The sequence below is a fragment of the Streptomyces sp. NPDC087420 genome, assembly GCF_044744165.1.
Lineage (GTDB): Bacteria > Actinomycetota > Actinomycetes > Streptomycetales > Streptomycetaceae > Streptomyces.
The window spans coordinates 81,473-106,155 of the sequence record NZ_JBIUXU010000002.1; the positions used below are offsets into that span (position 1 = coordinate 81,473).

The window sequence follows — 24,683 nt, forward strand, 5'->3', positions numbered from 1 at the left end:
GACCCCGGATCGCAGGTCGGCGCCAACGCACAGACTTGGAAAGCGTGTTGGGGGCAACCCCTCACGAGTTCGAATCTCGTATCCTCCGCAGCCGCCTGAACAGGCGTAACGAAGAACCCGGACCGCTCCAGCGGCCGGGTTCTTCTGCATGACCTGATCTCATTTGCAGTCTCTTTTATCTAGGGCATTCAAGGCATTTCGCACAGCAGGTCAGGATCACCCGCGCTCCGGCCCATCAGCACGCTCTCCGTGGGGAACTCCCCACCGAGTTCCGACCGTGAGCCCATCGAATACGCCATCCTTGGCTCCGCTCGGGGCTGCTCCGGTCCCCAGCCGAGTTCTCGGCCTCGCGAGGTGTTCCGCATGACGTCCCGATCCACACTGACGGCTTGGCTTGCCGGCCTCGACGCCCCGCGGCTGGCGCGCGTGCTCGGGATACGGAAGGACGCCGCGGTGCCACCGGAGCCACGTTCCATGGAGGAATTGGCGGAACGCCTTCTGCGGCCCGGCTCGGTTGCGCTCGTGCTGCCGCAGCTGGCCCTGCCGTACCTCCAAGTGGCCAAGGTCCTGGCCGCCTTGGGAACGCCCTTGTCGCGCGGCGCCCTGGCGAGGGCACTGGGAGCGACGGCGCCCGCTGCCGCCCGGTCACTGGACGGCGTGCTGGTGGCTCTGGCCGATCACGCTCTGGTCTGGCCTGACGGCGACGGGAAGCTCGCCATGGCCGCACCGCTGCGGAAGGCGTGGGACGCGCCACTGGGGCTGGACGCCCCCATGGAGGAGCTGCTGGAGGGTGTGACCTCCGAGGAGCTGCGCGGCATGCTCGTGGCACTGGGCATCAAGCCGCCCGGCACGCGGCAACATCGCACGACCGCCGTCCTGGAGCACCATGGGGATCAGCAACGCGTCGCCACAGTGATCGCCAATGCTCCTTCGGCCACCCGCCGGCTGCTGGAGCGCCGGGCGAAGTCCGCACCGCGCCACACGGAGTTCGTCGCGTTCGGAGCCCCCGGCGCCGACTCGCCGGGCGAGCGCTGGGCCTTGGACCGGGGCCTCCTGGTCCGGAACCGCCACGGGTACGGGCAGGCCCGTATGCCCGCCGAGGTGACACTCGCGCTGCGCGGGCCCGACTGGTCGGCCCCGTTCGAGCCCTTCCCGCCCGTCGCGAAGCTGGTGCCCGTCACCGCGGCGGAGGTGGACCGGGAGGCGATGGCGGCGGCTGCGGCGTTCGCGGCACAGGCCGCCTCGGTCCTGTCCGCCTCCTCGTCCGCTCCGCCGGCCAAGCTCAAGTCCGGCGGGATCGGCGCACGTGAACTGGCCAGAATCGCCAAGGCGGCGCAGGCCGACGGCGCTGTCGTACGCATCATCCTCGAGACGGCATACTCAGCCGGGCTGCTGGCGGTCGACGGCGATCGCGTCGCACCCACCGAGGAATACGACACCTGGACGGCGCGGGAACCCGCGGAACGGTTCGCGGAGCTGCTTCAGGCATGGTGGAGCTTGGGACTCACCCCTTCCCAGGCCCGCGACAAGGACAACAAGGCACAGCCGGCGCTGGCCGGGACGCCTCCCTGCGACGGCTGCCTGCAGGCTCGACACGGGCTGCTTGCCGCGGCGGCGATGCTCCCGGAAGGGCAGGGCGTGAAGGCCGCCACAGACCTGGTCCCGCTGGTGACCTGGCACCGTCCGCTCGCCCATTCGTCCACCCAGGACGAGACACCACTCGCCGCCGCGATCCGCGAGGCCGAGTTGCTCGGTGTCATCGCCCGAGGCGCACTCTCCCCCCTTGGTGCCGCTCTGTCGGCCGATGACACGGAAGGGCTGACCACCGTCTGCCGACGGCTGCTGCCCGAGGCCACCGAAACGGCCCGGTTCGGCGGCGACCTCACGGCCGTCGTCACCGGCACGCCCTCCGTGCGTGTCGCCGAACTCCTGGATGCGACCGCCGCCCGGGAGACCAGCGGCACGGCTTCCGTGTGGCGGTTCAGCGCGGACAGCGTCCGCCTGGCCCTGGACGCCGGCCACACCGCGGGCGAGATCTCGGCCGAGCTGACCGCTATCGCCGGTGGGGCCCTGCCACAGCCCTTGTCCTATCTCATCGCCGACACCTCTCGCCGACACGGCCAGGTGCGCATCACCCCCGCCGCCTGCGTCGTCCACGGCGAGGAACCGGCCCTCCTGGCCGAACTCGCCACCCACCGGGGGCTTGCCGCGCTCGGGCTGCGGCATCTCGCCCCGACCGTGCTCGTCAGCGGCAGCCCGCTCGACCAGACCCTCGCCACACTCCGGGCCCAGGGCTACGCCCCCGTCGCCGAGGCCACTGACGGAACCGTACGCATCGAGAAGGTCCCGCCCCAAAGGGCCGCCACCGTTCCTGCCCCGCGGAAGACCAGGGGACGAACGGGCCCCGAACGCAGGGCGTACCACGCGGCGGAAGCATCGACAGCCGTCGACTCGTCCGCCATGGCCGCCCGGCTGCTGACCGCCCCGCTGACGGCTCCGGAGCCCGACCCCTTCGGGACTGGAGGCCCCTTCCCCACGGACACCGAAGAGATTGTCGCCGGGTACGCGAAGCAGTTGACGTACACCGACGTCCGCCAACTCGCCCACGCCATCGACGCCGGTACGGCCATCCGGGTCGCCTATGTCGCCGCCTCGGGAAGCCACACCGTCCGTACCCTCAGCCGCCTCGGCCTCGACCCGCCCTACCTCGAAGCCTGGTGCCACCTTCGGGATGCCGAGCGTGTCTTCACCCTCTCCCGCATCCACGGGGTCATGCCAGAGGGGCATGGCTGAAGCCCCGGGGCCGTAGCGCTCGGTGGGAGCGTCGCTGCTGGACGTCCGACGCCCTCCATGCATCAACCTTGATATACTAGATGCACCTGCGGATATATAGCGAGGTGCATTTATGAGTCGCACAGTGATTGATCTCGACGACGAACTGCTGGCCGAGGTGGCGAAAGCCCTCGGCACGGGCACCAAGAAGGAGACGGTCAATACCGCCTTGCGCGAGGTACTGGAGAACAGGCGGAGAGCACTCGCACTAACGCGCCTGCGGGCGGCGGCAGGCGAAGGGGGCTTCGATCTTGAGCTCATCGAAGACAAGAGGAACTACCGTCGGTGAACTCGGCCCAGTTCCTCATCGACACCAGCGCCCTCGCCCGGTTCTTGCGCGGTGACGCCGAGCAGTACGGATGGGACCAGGCCGCAGCGGCTGGTCTCATCGCGACCTGTCCGATCATCGAACTCGAGTTCTTCTACAGCGCCCGCTCCGCCGACGACCGCGCGCGGGGAATCGAAGACCTGCGTCTCGTCTTCGGGTGGGTCCCCGTAGACGATCGGGCATACAGCCGGGCCTGGCAGGTGCAGGAAGCCCTGACCACACGTGGTCAGCACCGCGGCACAGGGGCAGTCGACCTGGTGGTAGCAGCCACCGCCGAGCTCCAGGGCCTCACGCTCCTGCACCGGGACCGCGACTTCGAGTGCATCGCCGCCGTCACCGGGCAAGCCCTCCAGTGGTACGGGCCCGACATCGGCAAGTGACCTTCACGGTCTCGGTTCTGGTCTCGTTCACCCCTGTCCGGATCCGTACAGATGGGTCCACCCCGAAGCCTCCACCGCTGGTCAGAACGCCCGCGACTTCCGCCGAACCCCCGTACGAACATTCGGAAAGCGTGTTGGGGGCAACCCCTCACGAGTTCGAATCTCGTATCCTCCGCCATTGCTCTCACCGGGCAATACGTCGAGGGGCCCCACCGTTCGTGGTGGGGCCCCTCGACGTTGCATGGTCTCAGGCGGACCTTCCGCAGAGCCGGACGACTCCCGGAGCGAGTCCCCGACTTGCTGCGCGTCCTTCCGCAGCGTCGGTCCGGTGACGTACCGAGCGCACATCCGGCCCCTCCCCCGGGCTCCCACCCCATGATCGAGTCCACGACGACATCCGTTGGGTTTGGTTGCATTCAGCGTGAGGCTGCTGCGTCCTGACCATCCCCGTCATGCAGCCGACGGAAGTACTACTGAACGTTGCGATAGACGTCGCGACGATTGCCGACGGCCAGGACCCACACGATCAGCTGTCCGTCCTCGACGGTGTAGACGACGCGGTAGTCACCGATCCTCAGCCGCCAACGGGCGCTGTGCCCTTGGAGGGCCTTGATGTCGAACGCCGCGACATCGCCGGCGTTCATCGCCTTCTGGAGTTCGGCGAGGCGGTACAGAATCCGCAGGGCATCCGGGCGTGAAATCTTGAGCATGTCCCGCTGGGCATGAGGCGTGAAGCGAGTGACGTAGCCCATGCCCGATCAGCCCTGGCCGGCACGGAGCGCGGCAGCCATCTCTTCGAGGGAGACCGACCCCTCAGTGCCTTCGGACTCGGCTTCGTCGGCCAACTTGTTGAGCCACGCATCCTCGGCATCCTCGGCGATCCGGCGCAGCCGCTGGTACTCATCGATGTCGATCACGACGGCTTCCCGCTTGCCGCGGCGCGTGATGATCGTCGGTGTTCCGTCACGCCGAGCGCGATCGATGACATCGGCAAGGTGACTGCGGACCTCAGCCATGGACTCCACCACTGGATCACTCATGTCATAAATGTAGCAGATGTACATGATGTGCGACCCATCGCGCACCGATGCCAGGGCCTACGCCTTCCGGGCGGCAAGCGCCTGCACGCGGCCAGCAACCTTCGTGCCCTGCTGCCCCACCGAATCTCGCGGTCAGGGGATCACCGGGGGTTGCAGTTCGGGTTGCATTCACCCCCGTTCAGCACCGTCCGCTCCCCGACAATCGAAGCATGCGGCCGCAGGTCAGGACGCCGACGGACCCCGCTGGACAGCCACACGAACAGTTGGAAAGCGTGTTGGGGGCAACCCCTCACGAGTTCGAATCTCGTATCCTCCGCCATTGCTCTCACCGGGCAATACGTCGAGGGGCCCCGCAGCTTGCTGCGGGGCCCCTCGACGTTCGTAGTGGCAGTTTTTGTTGCAGTTGCGGAGATCTGTTGGCGGGCGGCCGGTGGTTCGCCCTGATCCGGGGCAGGGCGCCGGTCTTGGCAGCTGTATTGATGCCTCGGGCCGCGTCGGGTAGCCGGCCATCCGACGCCCAGCACGTTTCCGGGCCTGCCTCGTTGGCCGTGGAGGAAGATGGCCGTCATGGCGGGTGGGAAGGGTGAACTGAGCGAGCTGCTGCGTCGTGCCGGCCTGGAGGTGGTCGGGCACGGCCGGGTCTCCCATGCGCGGCCCGCGGCGGCCGCCCGGCGCGCTGTGATCGCGGAGGGCGCAGAGCCGGCGCTCTCGGTGCCGGACGACCATGCCGACCTGGTCGCCGAGTTGAACCGGCAATGGCACCGAATCGCCATCGAGCACGATGTGATCAACACCGGCGGAGAGTTTCTGATCAGCGTCGCCGACCAGGGCCGTGCCTGCTGCGGACACGACCACTGGGCCAGAGTGCGGCTGGCGGAGCATGGGGATCTGGCCGGGCTCCTCGGCCCGAAGGCGGGCCGGCCGGAATTCGTGGCCATGTCCCTGGACGGAGAGAGCGTCCTGGGTGCCACGGCCGAGGAGTACGGGGTTCGGTTCGTCGCCGTCGCCCCGTTCACCGACTGGCTGGAGTCGTCGGCACAGGCCCGGGCCGCGGAGAGCCCGGAGGAGCGGGAGGTCGAGTGGAACACCGTCCTGCGGTGGAAACCGCCTCGGCCAGGCTGCACGGAGCGTGGCGCGACAGGCTGGCCAGAAATCGCTTCGCGCCCTCGTCCGTGCTGCTCCGCCTCCTCGACGTCGCCCCCGAGGAGCGGCTCCCGTCGTGGCTCCTCCATCGGGAGCTTCCCGAAGACGTGGTCGGGGCCTGGGTCGCGCACCCCGAGTGGCGGGTACGCAAAGCGTTGGGGGAGCGCCGGCTGCTCAACGCCGAGAAGCGCGCGGAACTCTTCCACGATCCTGAGGCCTCACATCGGTGGATTCTCCTCATGTGCGCGGTGGACGGCCGGTCAGCGCTCACCGCCGCGACGTACACCCAGCTCACCGCCGATCCCAGCCCGCGCGTGCGCGCCGAACTGGCCCTTCACGGCGACCTGCCGGCGCGGCATCTGACCGCGCTCGCCGCCGACCCGGACCCCGGGGGTACGCAAGGTGGCCGCCCCACGCGCCTGGGTCCACCTGGCCCCGTCGTCGCAGGCAGCCCTCCTCGCGGACCCGGATGCCGGGGTGCGCACCGAGGCCCTTCTGCGGCACCACCGGTCGACCCCGCTCTCCGCGGCCGGCATCGCCGAATTCCCCGGTGACGAACAGCGAGAACGTGCCGCCCGTACCTGCGTGCTCGCCCGTGACCTGGCCGAGGATCTGGTGCGCAGTGCCGAGACCGTTCTGCGCCGCGCCGCGGCGCAGAGCCCGAATCTGGACAGCGACTTGGTGGCCCTGCTCGGCCAGGACATGGAGCCCGGGGTTCGTTGGCTGGTCTCCGTCCGATCGGACCTCATGGAGGCGGAACGCTCCGGGACAACCGTCGAGTTCGACCCCACCGCCAGCTGCAATCCTCTCCCGTGGGTCCGGGACCTCGGGTACGACGAGGAGGCCATGTGCCGCTGCACCACCTCCGCGCACGTGATGCTCCGCCGCAGCGCCGCGTGCGCGAAGAATCTGCCACCCGACGTGGTCGACCTCCTGGCGCACGACGAGGACTGGGTCGTACGGCTCTTCTTGGCCGAACACTGTGCACAGGCCCCGGCCGACGTACTGCTGGAGATGGCGGAGAGCTGGGACGGCTACTCGGCCGCACGGATGATCGAGCACCCCAACTTCCCCCGGCAGGGGACCTTGCGTTACGCGGACGATCCCAACCCCCTTGCGCGCAAACTCGCTCTCCTCGATCCGAAGTCGACGGCTGAGCTGGTGGAACGGTTCAGCCGGGACGCGGATTCAGGCGTCCGTCGGCACGCCCTGCGCGATCAGCGCCTGTCCGCCGCATCCGTGATCCGCATGCTCGACGACCCCCACCACGGAGTACGGAACGAAGCAGCCACCGACCCGCGCCTGCCCACCCGCGTCCTCGCCGCCCTCCTGCGTGACACCGCGACCGCAACCGGCGCGGCCACCAACCCCGCTGTCCCCGAGACCGTCATGCACCACCTGCTGGACCTGTAGCCGTGACGCGCTGTCAGTACCCGGCGCCGTGTTCGAGACCGCGGCCCACTCCTGCACCGCGCTGTGGACCAATGGGGCTGGATCAAGGATTCAGTTCCGAAATACGCGACTGCACATAATCCTTCTCGCTTCGGGCATGCAGAACGTCGAGCACCGTCAATAGCTGATCAATGGAATACGGTCGCGAAATGATGAATTCATCGACAAGCATTTCTGGATAATGCGGATATTTTGCGTCCAAAAATTCAGACAGCAGGCCAGGGATCTTGTTCACGTCGCGTCGACGGGCCGCAGCAATGATGATATCTACTTTGCGCGAGGCTTCGGACGCCTCAATGAGTTCCCGGAGTTCAACTGGACCTTTACGTTCCGCGATGGCTTGAATGATCACTCGGGCCGGCTCATCCGAAGGAATTGCTTCAACGAGCTCCAGAAGCTCCTCCGCCTTTGACGTGTTTGCCTCCCATGCGAACCATGTGAGAATGCTGTCCGGCAGGTCAACTCCGTCAGCCGTGAGGAACCCCCATCCTAGGTGGCTGACGAGCTCGAAGACCTCGCGAGGCGTTCGGGTTTGTGCAAACGTAACGGAAATCATACCCGTAATGTCAGAGTCGTGTTGTTTTTCTTTTAGTTCTTTCAAGATAGCGCCTACGTCAGCAGCTGAACGGTGTTGCGCTACCAGCCGACGCAGTTTCTGCGAGCCTGGCCCATCCTCGAGAGCTGCTTCCTTCACCAGTAGGGGGACAAGCTCGTTGACTGGTAGTTGAATCTCTTCTGGTTTGGGTTGGGGCGTGCGGCGTGCTGTCCTTCGGAGGGTTTCAGTGTCTCGTAGCCTGTTCACCTCTTGCTGTAGCTCTTCTGCCCGCGAAATCGCATCGGCAGCATCTTGCAGAGCAATGTTGAGTGCGTCGGACTCACGCGAATCGTTCCCCGTCTCCGCGGATGCCTCTGCTGCCTCAAGCTGACTTTCGAGCGCGACGCAGCGATCTTCTGCGACGACGACGAGGTCCCGAGCCACCGCGAGCTGCTGTTGGAGCATTTCCACTTCCTCGCGGAGCCGCTCAACTTCGTCCTGCGCACTCTCGGTGCTTCTCTCAAGCTTCCGCACAACCTCACGCTCTGCCGAAAGTTGGGCGGCCCCGGCCCCTTCAAGTTCGCGCATGCTTACTTCAAGATCGGCGATGCGGTGTTGCCTGGCCTGCAACGCTTCCAGGAGAGCCTGTTCGCGGAGACCGGCCTGACGCTGCTCCCGGTCTGCCTGTTCCAGCTGGTCCTGAAGGGTCTGAACCGTATACAGGCTCCTGTTGCTTACGCGCAACGCTGCACGGTGTAGCGCCTTGGTGTGGTCGACCACCCCTCTCTGGAGTGGCTGCTGCTGCGAAGAACCCACTTCCGCCAGCAAGTTGCGCACAAACGGCCACGGAGGGATGCGTGTGCCATTGAGATATCTGGAAACCGTGCCTGGATCGCTGTGACAGCGCGTTGCGTAGCGCCGCACAGATATGCCTAAAGGCCGGAAGAGGTCTCGCAGATGCTCGGCCAGTGCACGCGCCTCTGCCGAGACGGCGTCGTTGATCGGTTGCAACTCGTTGCCCAACTTCGTTCTCCCCGCCGGTCTATGAGTCGGACGTACGTTGCAAATATTGGCAACGCGTGACAGTGGCGGCAACACCCCGGTGACCGGCGAATCTCGATGGAGACACCGACTCGACCCGAGTCACGAAGTAAAGGGGCTGGTACCACGTGCAGTCAGTACCTGCGTCGCCGCAGCGACCGGATGACATGACCACCGTCGTGACCTTGCTCAGCCTGGTGGCCGAACTGCCGCCTGGCGGAATGAGCGGGGCGGCGGAACTCTGCCTGGCCATGGCGATTGTGATCTTGCTTCTGGGTGCGCAGAAAGAGTGACGGAGGCAGGAAACACGACCTCACCAGGTCCAATCGCTGACATCAACGTCTCCGCATCTTGACGAACGGGGGCGGGCGGCCGACGGTGCCTCCTGCCGGACCTGTGCGCTGCGCAGCTCGCCCCCTGACCTCGCCTCCGGCGGTACACCTGCCCATGCATCGGAAGGCCGAAGCGGTCCCGGCCGACCAAAGTGGTGTCTGTCCCGCTTCGGTGCGTCGAAGGCCCGTGCGGTGATGGCAACTTGATCGAGATCGCGTGGATACGTGGCGGACGCAGATCGCCGTTTCCATGCTGAGGCCTGAGACTCGTATCCCACGCCAGGAGCCTGCGATGAAAACCAACTCCTCAGCTCGTGAACGGTTCGACCGGCGGCACGCCGTAGCTCTCGCCATCGCTGTGTTGATGGTCGCCGGTACAGCGTCCGTGACCACATCCAGAGCCGGTGCGACCGGGCGTCCCTCCGAGAGACCGGTGTCCGTCGACCTCGAAACGGCGACCGTGGCCCAGTTGGGCGGTTTCCTCAGTTCCGGCAAGATCTCCAGCGCCGGGCTCACCAAGGCCTACCTGGAGCGCATACGGGACCTCAACTCGCGGGGGCCCTCGCTCAACGCGGTACGTGCCATCAACCCCGACGCGATGCAGGAAGCGGCCGCCGCCGACAAGGCGCGGCGCGGCAGGGGGCCGCACAGCCCGTTGCTCGGTATTCCGGTCATCGTCAAGGACAACATCGATGTCGAGGGGATGCCGACCACCGCCGGTTCGGTCGCGCTCGCCGACTCGTATCCCTCGAAGGACGCGCCGATCGTCGCGCAGTTCCGCAAGGCCGGCGCGGTCATCATCGGGAAGGCCAACCTCACCGAGTTCGCCAACTACCTGACCAGCGGGATGCCCGGCGGCTACAGCTCGCTCGGCGGGCAGGTGCTCAACGCCTACGACGCGAGCCAGACTCCGAGCGGATCCAGCGCCGGTTCGGGTGTCGCGGCCTCGATCGGCTTCGCCGCCGTCACCGTCGGGACCGAGACCTCCGGGTCCATCCTCAGTCCCGCGTACTCCAACTCCGTCGTGGGCATCAAGCCGACCGTGGGACTGGCCAGCCGTACGGGCATCGTTCCGATCGCCGCCAGCCAGGACACGGCCGGCCCGCTCACGCGCACGGTCGCCGACGCCGCGGCCACGCTCACCGCGCTCGACGGCAGGGATCCGGCGGATCCCGCCACCGCCTCCAACCCGCTCGTCGGGCACGACTTCAGCAAGGACTTGTCGACCACCGCGCTGCGAGGGGCCCGTATCGGCGTCGTCGCCAGCCAGATCCCCGCTACGGGAACCGACAACCGGGCCCTCTGGGACGCGGCCGTCACCGCTCTCAAGGACCGGGGCGCGACGCTCGTCGATGTCACCCTGGACACCTCGGGGCGCTCCTCGACGGTCCTGTCCTACGAGTTCAAGCGCGACCTGAACGCGTATCTGGCCCGGCTCCCGAGGAACGCTCCCATGAAGAGCCTCGCCGACATCATCGCGTACAACAACGCCCACGCCGGTGCGGCGCTGAAGTTCGGACAGGTCAACGCTCTCAACTCCGAGGCCAAGGACCTCGGCGCCGACAGCGCCGACACGGCCGCCTACAAGGCGAGCCGGGCCCAGGATCTGGCCGACAGCAAGGACCGTATCGACGCCGTCATGAAGGACAACAACCTGACGGCGCTGCTCTTCGCCAACAGCGGGAGCGCGGGCATCGGCGCGAAGGCGGGGTACCCCTCGATCAGCGTCCCGGCCGGCTACCAGGCCGCCAACAGGCGGCCGTTCAGCATCTCGTTCCTCGGTCAGGCGTGGAGCGAGCCCACCCTCATCGGCTACGCCCATGACTACGAGCAGGCCACCAAGCTGCGCCGGCCGCCGACGGTGATCAATCCGGCTCCGTACCGCTGCACCGCTCTCACCGGCCTCGGGGACTCCTGCGCGCCCTGACGCCGGGTCTGTTCAGAGGGAGTTCCTGGCACTTGTTTCGTGGAGGGGGGCCGCCGGCAGGGCACTGGCGGCCCCCCTCCCCTCACCCGCGCGAACGGTGCCCGCCGTCCTGTCGGTCGGCGCCTGCGGCCGGGTCACCGCCGGCCTTCTTCGGGCTCGGGCTCGGGTTCGGGGTCGGGTTCGGGGTCGGGTTCGGGGTCGGGGGCAGGCTTCACGCCGTCCTGGCTGCTCGGGCTCCATCGGAGCCAGAGGTCACCGCCGTCGGGCCGGTAGCGGTCTCCGTCGTCCAAGCGCACCTCCGCCAGGAGCCGCTCAGCCCCGTCCGGAGCCCGGCGGTGTGGTGCGAGAAGCGATTCCAGTTCGTCGTAGCGGTCATCGACCCCTCCGTTCGCCGGATGCTCGTCCCTCCCGGCGTCGGAAACCTCGTACCTGACGAAGATCATCCACTGCTCACGCTCCATCGCCACCGCCGCCTCGCTCGCGGGCCACACCGCGTACTCGTCGGCTTCGTTGGCAGGGTGGAAGTCCCACCCCTCGAAGTAGTGCGGGACGCCGTTGATGGGCGCGAGTCCCTCGCGCGGCCCGTCGTACCACTCCAAGACGGTATACACGCGCTCGAAGCCGTCCGCGATCAACCGCTGCTCATCCCAGGGCTCGGCCATCCCGGCAGGCTACCGGCCTGTCGGCGGTGGTGGCCATGGTGCAACACACCGGCGGAATATGTGCGGTTGAGACGGGTTTCGGGTGTGCGCCCCGGGGGCGTGCGGGGCGCGGGATGTGCGCTGGGGACGTCGCGCGCCGGGGTGGAAGGCATTGCTTTCCGTGTTCATCAAACTACATACTGTAATCGCCTCTTTGGCTTTTCGTGTGCCGGGAGTGCTCTCGTATGTGTCCCCTCCGTCACCTTGAAGAGGAGTGCCATGCCCCGGCCAACGGTGCGAGATGTCCTGGTGGTGGCCGCCCAACCCCTTCTGCTGCTCGCCGCCGTCGCCGTCTTCGTTCCCACCGTGTGGCGCGGCTGGGAGCCCGGCATGGCCACCTTCCTCTTCCAGTTCGCGGTGCTCGGGCTGCTTCTGGTGCTGGAGTTCGTGATTCCGTATAACCCCGCATGGCGGCCGGACCGGCGGGAGTGGGGGCACTACGCCGTGTACTACGTCCTCACCGCCGCCGGGGGCGCGCTCGGGCAGAATCTGGTGCTCCTGGGTGTCGGCGCGGTGGCGAATCCGTATCCGGTGCTTCCGCTGTGGGGGGAGATCCCGCTGGCGCTGCTGCTCGGCTCCCTCGCGAGTTACGGGGTGCACCGGGCCGGGCACACCTACGCGTGGCTGTGGCGGCTGCACGGGGTGCACCATGTGCCGGACAAGGTGAACGTCGGCAACAACAGTGTCAACCACGTGGCCGACGTCGTCATTTCGCAGGGGTTTGTCCAACTGGCCCTCGCGCTCGTCGGATTCTCCGAGCGCGCGGTCTTCGCGGTGGGGCTCTTCGTCGTGGCGCAGGGGTACTTCGTCCACGCCAACATCCGCGTACGGCTCGGGCCCTTGAACCACGTCCTCGCCGGTCCCGAGCAGCACCGGCTGCACCACAGCACCGAGCTGTCGGAAGCCGGCCACTACGGCTCCGACCTGTCCGTATGGGACCGGCTCTTCGGTACGTTCACCTGGCGTCCCGGTCGTGAGCCGGCGGCGGTCGGACTCGCCGATCCCCGCACCTTCCCGGAAACCGGTCGCATTCTCACCACACTCGCCCACCCCTGGCGCCGCTCCGCCGGGTGACGAGCCCTCTCACCGCTCCTCTGTTCCTTCTCCGTTGTTTCTTGTCCGTTCACATTCGTGCGGCGCGCCGCTCCCTTCGCGTGCGCCTGTTTGGCGACCCAAGGAACGATCATGTCTGCACAACCTTGTACGTCCCCGTCGGCCACTCCCCCAACGACCGCGACGTCGTTCCCCGAGAAGGTCGCCGTCATCGGCATCGGCTGCCGCTTCCCCGGCGGAGCCAATGACCACCGGTCCTTCTGGCGCAATCTGGTCGAGGGCAAGGACTGCATCACGCCGACGCCCGCCGACCGGTACGACGCGGCGGGCCTGGGCAGCGGGGACAAGGCCAAACCGGGCCGGCTCGTGGGCGGCCGCGGCGGCTACATCGACGGCTTCGACGAGTTCGACCCGGCGTTCTTCGGCATCAGCCCCCGCGAGGCGCATGCCATGGACCCGCAGCAGCGCAAGCTGCTCGAGGTCGCCTGGGAGGCCCTGGAGGACGGCGGACAGAGACCGGCCGAGCTGGCCGGGCGGGACGTGGGGGTGTTCGTCGGGGCGTTCACCCTCGACTACAAGATCCTCCAGTTCTCCGATCTCCGTTTCGACACCCTCGAAGCCCACACGGCGACCGGAACGATGATGACGATGGTCTCGAACCGTCTCTCGCACTGCTTCGACTTCCGGGGCCCGAGCCTCTCCATCGACTCCGCGTGCAGCTCCTCCCTCGTGGCGGTGCACCTCGCCTGCGAGAGCCTGCGACGCGGTGAGAGCGCGCTGGCCCTGGCCGGCGGCACGCTGCTGCATCTGGCGCCGCAGTACACGATCGCCGAGACCAAGGGCGGTTTCCTCTCCCCCGACGGCCGCTCCCGGACCTTCGACGCCCGAGCCAACGGTTACGTACGGGCCGAGGGTGTGGGGATCGTGGCCCTCAAGCTTCTTACGGACGCGGTCCGCGACGGCGACCCCATCCACGCCGTCATCACGGAGACCGGGGTCAACCAGGACGGCCGTACCAACGGCATCACCGTCCCCAGCGCCGACGCCCAGACCGCGCTCATCGAGCAGGTCTGCGCCCGGGCCGGGATCAGCCCGGGCAGCCTCCAGTACGTGGAGGCGCACGGCACGTCCACCCCGGTGGGCGACCCGATCGAGGCGAACGCGCTGGCGCGCGCCCTCGCCGTCGGGCGCGAGCCCGGTGCCGCGTGCTACGTCGGTTCCGTCAAGACGAACATCGGGCATACGGAGTCGGCGGCCGGGATCGCGGGGCTCATCAAGACCGCGCTCAGCCTCGAACACCGGCTGATCCCTCCGCACATCAACCTGGAACGCGTCAATCCGGCGATCGACCTGGACGCCGCGCCGTACGCGATTCCGGACCGGGTCACCCCGTGGCCCGCTCATGAGGGGCCGGCTCGGGCGGGCGTCAACTCTTTTGGTTTCGGGGGCACCAACGCTCACGTACTGCTCGAAGAGGCGCCCCTGGCTGCCGGTGAGGATCCGACGACCACAGTCGAGGCGGCGCCGGCCTCTCCTGAGGACCCCTCGGCCACCGTGGAGGGCCTTCCGGCGTCCGTCCCCGGGCGGCGTTCCGGCGCCGGCGGTCTCCCGTTCGCCGTGCTGCCGCTCAGCGCCCATGACACCTCCGTACTGCCAAGGCTGGCTGAGTCCGTACGAGCGGAAGTGACAGCCCAGGGATCGCATGGGGGTGCCTCCCTCACCGACCTCGCCCACTCCCTCGCCTGCCGCAGGCAGCATCACGACGCCCGGCTGTCCGTGGTCTACGAGACGCATGACGATCTGGACCGGGCATTGGCGGCGTACGTCCGGGGCGAGGAGCACCCCCGTGTCCTGCGCGGCCGGCGCCGCGAGGGACAACAGACCGCGCCCGCCTGGGTGTTCACCGGCATGGGGCCGCAGTGGTGGGCCATGGGCCGCGAGTTGTTCCAGACCTCGCCCGTCTACCGGGAGGCGGTCGAGGCCGTCGACCGGGAGATCGCCGCGCAGGCCGGCTGGTCGCTGACCGCCGAACTGAACGCCGACGAGGACGTCTCCCGGATGGCGCGGACCTGGCTCGCCCAGCCCGCCAACTTCGCCGTCCAGGTGGGCCTGGCCGCCCTCTGGCACGCCCAGGGTGTCCATCCCTCCGCGATCGTCGGCCACAGCACCGGCGAGGTCGCCGCGTTCTACGAGGCCGGGGTCTACAGCCTGCGGGACGCCGTACGGATCGTCCTGCACCGCAGCCGCTTGCAGCACCGGCTCGCCGGTACGGGCACCATGCTGGCCGTCGGTCTGCCCGAGGCCGAGGCGCTGCGGCGTGCGGCGCCCTTCGGGGACCGCCTGTCCGTCGCCGCCGTGAACAGCCCCGGGGCCCTGACACTGGCCGGGGACCAGGCAGCGCTCGCCGCGTACGCGGAACCGCTCCGCGCCGAGGGGGTGTTCACCAAGTTCCTCGACGTACAAGTCCCGTACCACAGCGCCGCGATGGAGGAGATCAGGGCCGAGCTGCTGGCGGAGCTGGCCGGGATCGAACCGCGTCCCGCCCGGGTGCCCCTCCACCTCACCGGCCGGAAGGGACGCGCCGAGGGGCCCGAACTCGACGCGGACTACTGGTGGGACAACGTCCGTGACACCGTACGGTTCCGCGACGCCGTCGACGCGCTGCTCGACGACGGACACCGTACCTTCCTGGAAATCGGGCCCCATCCGGTGCTCGGCCACTCCATCAAGGAGTGCTTCGCCGCGCGTGAGGGCGACCGCGAGCGGCTGACCGACGGCTCGTCCGGGGCCGGGGGCCCGTACCAGACCGTGAACGCGCTGCCGTCGATCCGCCGTGCCGAGGGCGAGGCGCTGCGCTTCACTACCTCCCTGGCCGCGCTGTACACCCTCGGCTGCGCCATCGACTGGAACGCACAGCACCCGCGCGGGCGGTGGGTGCCGCCGCCGCGCTATCCGTGGAAGCGGGACCGGTACTGGACCGAGCCCGCGCCCGTGGCGCAGGTCAGGCTGGGCCAGGTCGACCATCCGCTGCTGGGCCGGCGTCTCGCCACCGCGGAGCCCGCGTGGGAGGTGGCGCTCGACGTGGAGACCACGCCGTACCTCGCCGATCACCGCATCCAAGGAAGGACGTTGTTCCCGGCGGCGGCGTACGTCGAGATGGCGTATCAGGCGTTACGCGTCCTGACGGGTGGTACGGACGCCGAGTTGGCCGACATCGAACTGCGCAAGGCCCTCTTCCTGCCCGACAACGCCGCCCGCGCGGTCCAGTTGTCGCTCTCCGCGCAGACCTCCGCCTTCACGGTGGCCACCGGCGGCGACACCCCCGCCGTCCACGCGTGCGGTGTGGTGCGCGGTGGAGCCCCGGCCGCCCGCACCGCCGCGTTGGACGGGGCGGCGATCCGGGCTCGGGCGGACGGGCGCCTGGACTCCGCCGGGTGTTACGAGACGCTGAGCGCTTTCGGGTACGAATACGGCCCCGCGTTCCAGGGCATCGCGGAGGTCTGGCGGGCAGAGGGCGAGGCGCTGGCTCTGATCCGGCCGCCCGCGTCTGTCGGCGGTGCCGACGGACACCATGTGCATCCGGTTCTGCTCGACGCCTGCTTCCAGACGCTCCTGGTGGCCGGGCTCGGGGACGCGGGCGCGGGCGCGGGCTCGGACACGGGCTCGGGCATGGGCTCGGGCATGGGCTCGGGCATGGGCTCGGGCATGGGCTCGGGCATGGGCTCGGGCATGGGCTCGGGCATGGGCTCGGGCATGGGCTCGGAATCCGGGGGCGGGATGCTTCTCCCGCTCACCATCGAGGCGGTACGTACGGCCCCGGTCGGCGACCGGGCCCTGTGGGCGCATGCCACCGTCACGCGGCGGGCGGAGGACGAACTCGTCGGTGACATCACCCTCTACACGGAGGACGGCGAGCCGCTCGGGTACGTACGCGGCTTCCGCGCCGCCGACGTGGAACAGGCGTCGGCGGCGGTGGGCGTTTCGACCATCGACGGATGGCTCGCCGAACTCACCTGGACGGACGCGCCGCTGGAGGGCGACCGGGACGCGGACGCGCCGCTGGGAAGCGCCCTGGAAGCGGCCCCGGCCCCCGTTCCGGTTCCGTATCAGAGCCCGCCGGCCTCCGGCACCTGGCTGGTGTTCGCGGACAGGCCCGGCGGGGTCGCGGACCGCCTCGCCGCGCTCGCGGTGACGAGCGGTGCGCGCTGCCACCTCGTACGGCCGGGTGACGTCTACGCCTTCGACCGGGACGGAGGGGATTCCCGGGTGGTCCCGGGCAGCGCCGACGACCTCCGCCGCCTGCTCGCCGACCTTGCCGCCGACGCCACCGAGGCCGGCCGCCCGGCCCTGGAGACCGTCGTCCACCTCTGGAACCTGGATCTGCCCGCCCTGGAGGACACCGGTCGCGGCGACCTCCCCGCGCACAGCACGCTGGGCGCCTACTCCGTGGTCGCCCTGGCCCAGGCCCTTCAGGACGCCCCGGGCCAGTCGGCGGCGCCGGCCGCACTGCACCTGGTCACCCGGGGAGCCCAGGCGGCCGCCCCCGGAGACCCCGTGGAACCGCTCGGCGCGCCCGTCTGGGGCATCGGCCGGGTGCTGCGCCACCAGGAACTGACCGCGCACCGGGGGAAGCTGATCGACCTGGCGCTCGCCCCGGCGGACCCCGCGGACGGACCCGGGGCGCGGGGCGGCACCGGCGCCCACGCCGACACCGCAGCCCACGCCGACACCACAGCCCACGCCGACACCACAGCCCAAGCCGACACCACAGCCCAAGCCGACGCCACAGCCCACGCCGACACCACAGCCCACGCCGACACCACAGCCCACGCCGACGCCACAGCCCAGGCCGACGCCGCGGCGCTCCTCCGGGAGATCCTCGCCCCGCCCGCCTCCGGCCAGCCGCAGGACGAGGTCGCCCTGCGTGGTCCTCGGCGTCTCGTCAGCGGGCTTTCCCGGCCCGAGGGGCTCACCCGGCCCTTTCCGCCCCGGTTGCGGGCGGACGGGACGTACCTCGTCACCGGGGCGTTCGGGGCGCTGGGCAGGCTGCTGTGCCGCTACCTCGTTCGCCGAGGGGCCCGGCACCTGATCCTCGTCGGCCGTACGGAGCTGCCCGACCGCGCCACCTGGCGCGGCCTCGACCCGGGCTCCCCCGCGAGCGCCGCCGTCCGCTTCGTCAAGGAGTTGGAGGCGCTCGGCGCCCATCCCGTACACGCGGCCCTCGACGTCTCCGACGAGCGCGCCCTGGCGCGCTGGCTGGCCGAGTACCGGGATCGGGACGCTCCCCCGGTGCGCGGCGTCTTCCACCTCGCCGGGCACGTACGGGACACGCCGGTGCGGGCCCTGGACCGCGCCGCGTTCGACTCCGCCTTCGACCCGAAGGCCGCGGGGGCCTGGCTCCTGCACCACCACCTGCGCGACGAACCGCTCGACCACTTCGTCCTCTTCGCCTCCGTCGCGTCCCTGCTCACCACCACCGGCCAGGCCAACTACGCCGCCGGCAACGCCTTCCTCGACGCCCTCGCCCACCACCGCCGGTCACGCGGGTTGCCCGCGCTCAGCCTGGACTGGGGGCCCTGGGCCACCGGCATGATCGAGGAGCTGAGCCTGGTCGAGCACTACCGCGCCGTCCGCGGCATGAGCTCGCTCTCCCCGGCCGCGGGCATGGCCGTCCTGGAGCGGGTCCTCGGCCAGGACCGCGCCCAGCTCCTGATCGCCACCGTCGTCGACTGGCGGACCTTCCTCGCCTGGTACCCCTCGCCGCCCCCGCTGGTCAGACACCTCGCGGCCGAAGCAGCCACCCCCACCGCCCAGGGCGAATCCGCCACCCTGAACGGCGCGCCCGACGAACAGGGCCGCTACCTCGACCAGTTCCGCGCCGCCTCCGGTGAGGAGGAGCGGGCCCGGCTCGTCGCGGACCGCTTCCTCGGTTGCGCGTCGTCCGTCCTGCGGATGAGCGGCGACCAGCTCGACCTGGACGCGGGCCTGGGCACGTACGGCATCGACTCGCTCCTCGCCATGGAGCTGCGGGCCAGGGTCCAGACCGCGACCGGGGTGGCGCTCCCGGTCGTCGCGCTGCTCAGCGGCGCCCCGCTGCGCGAGCTGACCGCTCAACTGCTCGCCGCCACCGCGGACCTGGCCTCACGGACGACGGACGGGCCGGGGGACGCGGCGGCCGTGGACGTCTACGAGGACCCGTCCCGGCACCCCCTGACGCAAAATCAGAAAGCCCTGTGGTTCCTGAAACAGCTCCACCCGGACGGCTTCGCGTACAACATCGGCGGCGCCGTCGAGGTCCGTACCGACATCGACCCCGAGCTGATGGCCGCCGCCGTACGCGCCCTGGTGGCCCGGCATCCCGTACTGCGGGCGAACTTCGTCATGGAGGACGGCCGGCCGCTCCAGACCGTCTCGGACGCCGTCGAGCCGGACATCGAGGTCTTCGACGTCGAAGGCATGGAGTGGGACGGGATCCGCGAGCTGATCGTCGAGGAGTACCGCAGACCGTACGACCTCGCGCGTGACCGCCTGATGCGCTTCCGGCTGTTCCGGCGCGGCCCCGACCGCTGGGTGCTGATGAAGGCGGTCCACCACATCGTCTCCGACGCGATCTCCACGTTCACCTTCATCGAGGAGCTGCTCGCCCTCTACGAAGGCATGCGCACGGGCCACGTGGTCGAACTGCCGCCCGTCCAGGGCCGGTACGTCGACTTCCTCAACCGGCAGAACCGATTCCTGGCGTCCCCCGACGCCGACCGCATGCTGGACTACTGGCGCGGCGCGCTGCCCGCCGAGGTCCCCCCGCTCACCCTCCACACCGACGCGCCCCGCCCGCCCGTACAAACCCACAACGGCGCCTCGGAGTTCTTCGTCCTGGACGGCGAACTCAGCGCCCGGGTGCACGCCTTGGCCCGCGAGCACGACGTGACCGTCTTCATGGTGCTGCTGTGCGCCTACTACCTGCTGCTGCACCGCCACTCCGGTCAGGACGACGTCATCGTCGGCAGTCCGGTGACCGGGCGCACGGACGAGGACCTGTCGTCCGTGTACGGCTACTTCGTCAACCCCCTCCCGCTGTACGCGAATCTGGGCGGCGACCCGACCGTCGCCGACCTCCTCGCCCAGGTCCGCGGGACGGTGCTCGGCGGGATCGACCACCAGGAGTACCCCTTCGTCCTGCTGGTCGAGAAGCTGGGCCTGCAACACGACCCCAGCCGCTCGGCCGTCTTCCAGGCGATGTTCATCCTGCTCGCCCACAAGGTGTCCTCGCAGCAGTACGGCTACCACCTCGACTACATCGAACTCCCCGAGGAGGAAGGGCAGTTCGACCTCACACTCTCGGCGTACGAGGACGAGGCCGAGCGCCGGTTCCACTGCGTCCTGAAGTACAACACCGACCTGTTCCGGCCCGAGACCGCCCGCCGGCTGGCCGGGCACTACCGCAACCTGCTGGAGGCGCTGACCCGTACACCCGGCGACCGGCGGGTGGCGGGGCTCGACATGCTCGGCGAGGACGAACGCCACGAGATCCTGCACGGGCCGGCCGCCAGGGGCCGGGTGCTGGACCCGGAACCACCGGTGCACCAGCTGTTCGTACGGGCGGCGGCGCGCACCCCGGAAGCGGTCGCGGTCACGGTTCCCGCCGCGAGTCCCGGCGGGGAGGCCCGCCACCTGACCTACGCGGAGCTGGAACGGGCCTCCGGTGTGCTGGCCGGGCGGCTGCGGGCCCGGGGGGCGAGCGGCGGGGTCGTCGCGGTGTGCCTGCCGAAGTCTCCGGAGCTGATCGTCGCGCTGCTGGGCGTACTGCGCGCGGGGGCCGCCTATCTGCCTCTCGATCCCGGTCACCCGGCCGAGCGGCTCGCGTTCATGGCGGGCAACGCGGACGCGCGCCTGGTCCTCACCGACCCGGCGGGCGCGGAACAACTGGAGCTGCCCGGGGCGGAGTTCCTCACCGACGTCATGGCGGAGGACCCGGAGGACCCCGAGGGCCCGGAGGACCCAGAAGGCCCGGCCGCCGACGCCCCCGAGGACATGCCCGTCGGCCCGGACACCCTCGCGTACGTCATCCACACCTCCGGATCGACGGGCCGCCCCAAGGCCGTACGGGTCTCCCACGGCGCCCTCGCGGCCCTCGGCGCGGCCTGGCGCGAGGAGTACGGGCTGGAACCGGGAGTGGAATCACGACCCGCGTCCGCACCGCGCGTCCATCTCCAGATGGCCGGAGTCTCCTTCGACGTGTTCACGGGCGACCTCGTCCGCGCCCTGTGCTCCGGGGGCCGGCTGGTCCTCGCCGACCGTGAGCTGCTCCTCAACACCGCACGGCTGTACGAGGCGATGATCACCGAGCGGGTCACCTGCGCCGAGTTCGTCCCCGCCGTGGTCCGCGCGCTGATGACCCACTGCGAGGAGGGCGGCCACCGGCTGGACTTCATGCGGCTGATGATCGTCGGCTCCGACACCTGGAAGGTCGCGGAGTACGAGCGGCTGCGCGGCCTCTGCGGCCCGGACACCCGGGTGGTCAACTCGTACGGCCTGACCGAGGCCACCGTCGACAGCGCCTGCTTCGAAGGACCCACCGACGGTCTCGACCCGAACAGCACGGTCCCCATCGGCAGGCCGCTGCCCAACTGCGTCCTGCACGTCCTCGACGCCCAACGGCGGCCCGCACCGACCGGTGTCACCGGCGAGCTGTGGGCCGGCGGGGCCGGCCTGGCCCAGGGCTACGCCGGAGACCCGGAGCAGACCGGCGAACGTTTCGTCACCCTCACCCTGGACCGGGGCCCCGGCGCCGTCCCCGAACGGCTGTACCGCACCGGTGACCTGGCGCGCCGGGACGCCCAGGGCCGCATCCACCTGCTCGGCCGCGCCGACGCCCAGATCAAGCTGCGCGGCCACCGCATCGAGCCCGGGGAGATCGAGTCGCTGCTGACGGCGCTCCCCGAGGTCGCCGACGCCTACGCCATGGTCAGGACCGACGCCGGCGGCGAACCGGCCCTCTGCGCCTACGTGGTACGCGCCCCCGGCACCGCCCCCGACCCACGTGCCCTGCGCCGCCACCTCGCCGCCCATCTGCCCACGTACCTCATCCCGGCCCGTCTGCACACGCTGGACGTCCTCCCCCTGAACGCGAACGGGAAGGTGGACCCGGACGCACTGCCCGTGCCCGCCGCCGAGTCCGCGCAGGAGCACCACGAACCACCCGTCACGCTCTACGAGGAGCGCGTGGCGGCCCACTGGAAGGCGGTGATCGGCCTCCAGCGCATCGGCCTGCACAGCGACTTCTTCGACTCCGGCGGCAGCTCCATCACGCTCATCGAGCTGATCCACCGCCTCCAGAGGGAGTTCGGCATCGCGATCCCGGTCGGCCTGCTCTTCAAGGTGACGACGCTGCACGGCATGGCCCGTACGGTCGAGGACATCGTCACCGGCCGAGTCTCCGGCAACCTCTCCCACCTGTCCTTCAACACGGGCGGCGGACCGGTCGTCTTCTGCTTCCCGCCGGCCGGCGGACACGGCCTCGTCTACCGCCACTTCGCCGCACACCTCCCCTCGTACGAGCTGATCGCCTTCAACCACGTCGACGGCGACAAGAGCACGCGCTACGCCGACCTCGTGGAATCGCTGCACCCCGAGGGGCCGTGCCTGCTCCTCGGCTACTCCCTGGGCGGCAACCTCGCCTTCGAGGTCGCCAAGCGGCTCGAACAGCGGGGGCGCGAGGTGGCACATGTCGTGATCATGGACTCGTACCGCATCGAGGAGGAGTACGGGATCTCCGCCGAGCACACCGAGGCGTTCGAGCGCGAGCTGCGGGACCATCTGCGCCGCCACACCCACTCCGAGACCGTCACGGCCCAGACCCTCGAACAGGCCAAGGACTACCTGGAGTACTGCGGGCGCACCCCGAACCACGGATCGGTCAGCGCGACGGTCACCGTGATCTCCGACGAGGCGAAGGTGCCGTTCTACAGGGCCGGGCAGCGCGGCAGCTGGCACACCACCTCCACCACCGTCAGCCGGCTCGTGCGCGGCGCCGGCCTGCACGCGGAGATGCTCGACGAGAAGCCCGCCGAGCGGAACGCGGCCCTGGTGCTGTCCGCCCTCGGCGACCACATCGCGACCGCACCGCGGGAGCGTTCCGCTTCCGTGGAGGACGGCAACACAGACAGGGAACTCCGTGACGCGTGACAACAGGCCCTTGTGGGAAGCCCGCCCCCCGCGGGTCCCGGCAGCTGATCGCAACCCGGGAGACCCACCCCGGGTGATCATCATCGGCGCGGGCATCGGCGGCCTCTCCACCGGCTGCTACGCGCAGATGAGCGGCGCCGAGACCCGCGTCTTCGAGCGCCACGTCGTCCCCGGCGGCTGCTGTACGGCATGGGCGCGCGAGGACTACGTCTTCGACTACTGCATCGAGTGGCTCACCGGTACGGGACGCAACAACGACGCCAGCAGGATCTGGCGGGAGCTGGGCGCGCTCGACGGCAAGTCGATCGCGAACTTCGAGATGTTCAACACCGTCACCGACGAGACCGGCCGCTCCGTCACCTTCTACAACGACCCCGACCGCCTCGAAGCGCACCTCCTGGAGATCTCGCCGGGCGACGCCCGCCCGATCCGGGCGTTCTGCCGCGACCTGCGGCGCTTCATCCGCGTCAACCACTATCCCTTCCTGACCCCGCCGCCCCTCCAGTCCCCGCGCGAGAAACTGGCCACCCTGCGGGCGGTCCTGCCCGCCTTCGCCCTGTTCTGGCGTACGGCCGTGACCCGTATGGAGAGCTTCTGCGACCGGTTCGAGGACCCGCTGCTGCGCCGGGCGTTCCCGTTCATCTTCTTCCAGGACCACGAGGTCTTCCCGCTGCTGCCCTACCTGTTCAACATGGCGAGCGCTTACCACCTCAACGCCGGTTTCCCCCAGGGTGGTTCGCTGGGCCTGGCCCGCTCGGTGGAGGACCGTTACACGGCGCTCGGCGGGCGGGTCGACTACCGGGCCCGGGTGGAGCGCGTCCTGGTGGAGAACGACCGCGCGGTCGGCGTGGAACTGCGCGGCGGGGAGCGGCACTTCGCCGACCACGTCGTCTCGGCCTGTGACGGAGTCACCACCATGCAGGGGCTGTTGGGCGGCAAGTATTCGAGTCCGAGGGTCGACAAGCTCTTCGAGATGACCAACCGCCCGGACCTGCTCTACCCGGGTATGGTCTCGGCCTTCGTCGGGATCGACGGCGAGCTGGACCCGGCCGCCCGGCACAGCACCACGTACCTGCTCTCCGACGAGGACTGCGCGGCGCTGCCGGGTGTCCTCCAGAAGAGCCTCGTCGTGCAGATGCGTTCGCGCTACTCCGACGGATTCGCCCCGCCCGGCAAGTCCGTCGTCCACTGCACGTACTTCAGCGACTACGCGTCCTGGAAGCGGCTGCGGACCACCGACCGCAAGGCGTACTGGGCCCGCAAGCAGGAGGTGGCCGACTTCGTCCGGGGCTTCCTGGAACGGCACCACCCCGGCATCGGCGACGCCATCGAGGTGGTGGACGTGGCGTCCCCGGCGACCACCGAGCGGTACACCGGTGTGCGGGGCGGCAGCATCCTCGGCTGGAAGTCGTTCACGGCGGCCGACGACGTGATCACGGGCCTGATCAACAAGGACCGGATGCGGCTGCCCGGACTGGCCGGCTTCTCCATGGCGGGCCAGTGGTTCGCGGGCGGCAGCCTGATCCGCGCCGCCGCGGGCGGCCGGTTCGTCACGCAGTACCTGTGCAGGGAACTCGGTCTGGACTTCCGCGCCTGGGAGAGCGGCGGTACGACGCCCTGGCATCCGGACCGGCTGGGACCGCTGCCCCAGCTCGAAACCCGCAGGGTGCGGTGACGGCCACAGTGACAACCACGACGAACACGACAGCCACGACAACCGCCCGCAGAAAGAGC

At 69.7% G+C, this 24,683-nt stretch carries 14 protein-coding genes; 9 read left to right on the plus strand and 5 right to left on the minus strand.

What is annotated here, in order from left to right; all coding sequences use genetic code 11:
* Window positions 1-363 precede the first annotated feature (363 nt).
* The 3 genes from ACIO1C_RS03835 (at window position 364) to ACIO1C_RS03845 (ending at window position 3,540) form a co-directional block, all read left to right on the plus strand.
* A complete protein-coding gene (locus ACIO1C_RS03835) occupies window positions 364-2,793 on the plus strand; it encodes a helicase C-terminal domain-containing protein (RefSeq protein WP_401858204.1) in 2,430 nt (809 codons plus the stop codon).
* Between the two features lie 112 nt (window positions 2,794-2,905).
* Entirely contained in the window at window positions 2,906-3,121 is a 216-nt protein-coding gene (locus ACIO1C_RS03840; RefSeq protein ID WP_401858206.1) for a type II toxin-antitoxin system VapB family antitoxin, read from the plus strand.
* Window positions 3,118-3,540, plus strand: a complete 423-nt coding sequence (locus tag ACIO1C_RS03845) for a PIN domain nuclease (RefSeq protein WP_401858209.1) — start codon at window positions 3,118-3,120, stop codon at window positions 3,538-3,540. Before ACIO1C_RS03840 ends, ACIO1C_RS03845 begins: the two co-directional genes overlap by 4 nt.
* Before the next feature lie 470 nt (window positions 3,541-4,010).
* On the opposite strand, the gene ACIO1C_RS03850 is transcribed toward ACIO1C_RS03845, so the two are convergent.
* From ACIO1C_RS03850 to ACIO1C_RS03860, 3 genes are all read right to left on the minus strand, one after another.
* Window positions 4,011-4,292, minus strand: a complete 282-nt coding sequence (locus ACIO1C_RS03850; protein WP_401858211.1) for a type II toxin-antitoxin system RelE/ParE family toxin — start codon at window positions 4,290-4,292, stop codon at window positions 4,011-4,013.
* A 6-nt stretch (window positions 4,293-4,298) separates the two neighbouring features.
* Window positions 4,299-4,580 carry a type II toxin-antitoxin system Phd/YefM family antitoxin gene (locus tag ACIO1C_RS03855; RefSeq protein ID WP_401858214.1) on the minus strand — a complete coding sequence of 94 codons (282 nt, stop codon included), beginning with the start codon at window positions 4,578-4,580 and terminating at the stop codon, window positions 4,299-4,301.
* Window positions 4,581-5,983: 1,403 nt separating this feature from the next.
* Window positions 5,984-6,124 (minus strand): hypothetical protein, encoded by a 141-nt coding sequence (locus ACIO1C_RS03860; protein ID WP_401858217.1) that lies wholly within the window; start codon window positions 6,122-6,124, stop codon window positions 5,984-5,986.
* Window position 6,125: 1 nt separating this feature from the next.
* On the opposite strand from ACIO1C_RS03860, the gene ACIO1C_RS03865 reads away from it, so the two are divergent.
* The gene (locus ACIO1C_RS03865; protein ID WP_401858220.1) at window positions 6,126-7,136 is read left to right on the plus strand and encodes a hypothetical protein; all 1,011 of its coding nucleotides are present in this window, start codon (window positions 6,126-6,128) and stop codon (window positions 7,134-7,136) included.
* An 82-nt stretch (window positions 7,137-7,218) separates the two neighbouring features.
* Here ACIO1C_RS03865 and ACIO1C_RS03870 read toward each other — a convergent pair whose 3' ends face one another.
* Window positions 7,219-8,733, minus strand: coding sequence for a hypothetical protein (locus ACIO1C_RS03870; RefSeq protein ID WP_401858223.1), 1,515 nt, complete (start codon window positions 8,731-8,733; stop codon window positions 7,219-7,221).
* Between the two features lie 185 nt (window positions 8,734-8,918).
* Here ACIO1C_RS03870 and ACIO1C_RS03875 point away from each other — a divergent pair, with 185 nt between their 5' ends.
* Window positions 8,919-9,044, plus strand: coding sequence for a hypothetical protein (locus ACIO1C_RS03875; RefSeq protein ID WP_401858225.1), 126 nt, complete (start codon window positions 8,919-8,921; stop codon window positions 9,042-9,044).
* 424 nt (window positions 9,045-9,468) lie between these two features.
* Window positions 9,469-11,010 (plus strand): amidase family protein, encoded by a 1,542-nt coding sequence (locus tag ACIO1C_RS03880; protein WP_401858228.1) that lies wholly within the window; start codon window positions 9,469-9,471, stop codon window positions 11,008-11,010.
* 134 nt (window positions 11,011-11,144) lie between these two features.
* Here ACIO1C_RS03880 and ACIO1C_RS03885 read toward each other — a convergent pair whose 3' ends face one another.
* A complete protein-coding gene (locus ACIO1C_RS03885) occupies window positions 11,145-11,672 on the minus strand; it encodes a hypothetical protein (protein ID WP_401858231.1) in 528 nt (175 codons plus the stop codon).
* Window positions 11,673-11,930: 258 nt separating this feature from the next.
* On the opposite strand from ACIO1C_RS03885, the gene ACIO1C_RS03890 reads away from it, so the two are divergent.
* The 3 genes from ACIO1C_RS03890 to ACIO1C_RS03900 all read left to right on the plus strand — a co-directional run bounded on the left by ACIO1C_RS03890 (window position 11,931) and on the right by ACIO1C_RS03900 (window position 24,624).
* Entirely contained in the window at window positions 11,931-12,785 is an 855-nt protein-coding gene (locus ACIO1C_RS03890) for a sterol desaturase family protein (RefSeq protein ID WP_401858234.1), read from the plus strand.
* Between the two features lie 111 nt (window positions 12,786-12,896).
* Window positions 12,897-22,949, plus strand: a complete 10,053-nt coding sequence (locus tag ACIO1C_RS03895; RefSeq protein ID WP_401858237.1) for an amino acid adenylation domain-containing protein — start codon at window positions 12,897-12,899, stop codon at window positions 22,947-22,949.
* Window positions 22,939-24,624, plus strand: a complete 1,686-nt coding sequence (locus ACIO1C_RS03900; protein WP_401858239.1) for a phytoene desaturase family protein — start codon at window positions 22,939-22,941, stop codon at window positions 24,622-24,624. Before ACIO1C_RS03895 ends, ACIO1C_RS03900 begins: the two co-directional genes overlap by 11 nt.
* Window positions 24,625-24,683: the final 59 nt, after the last annotated feature.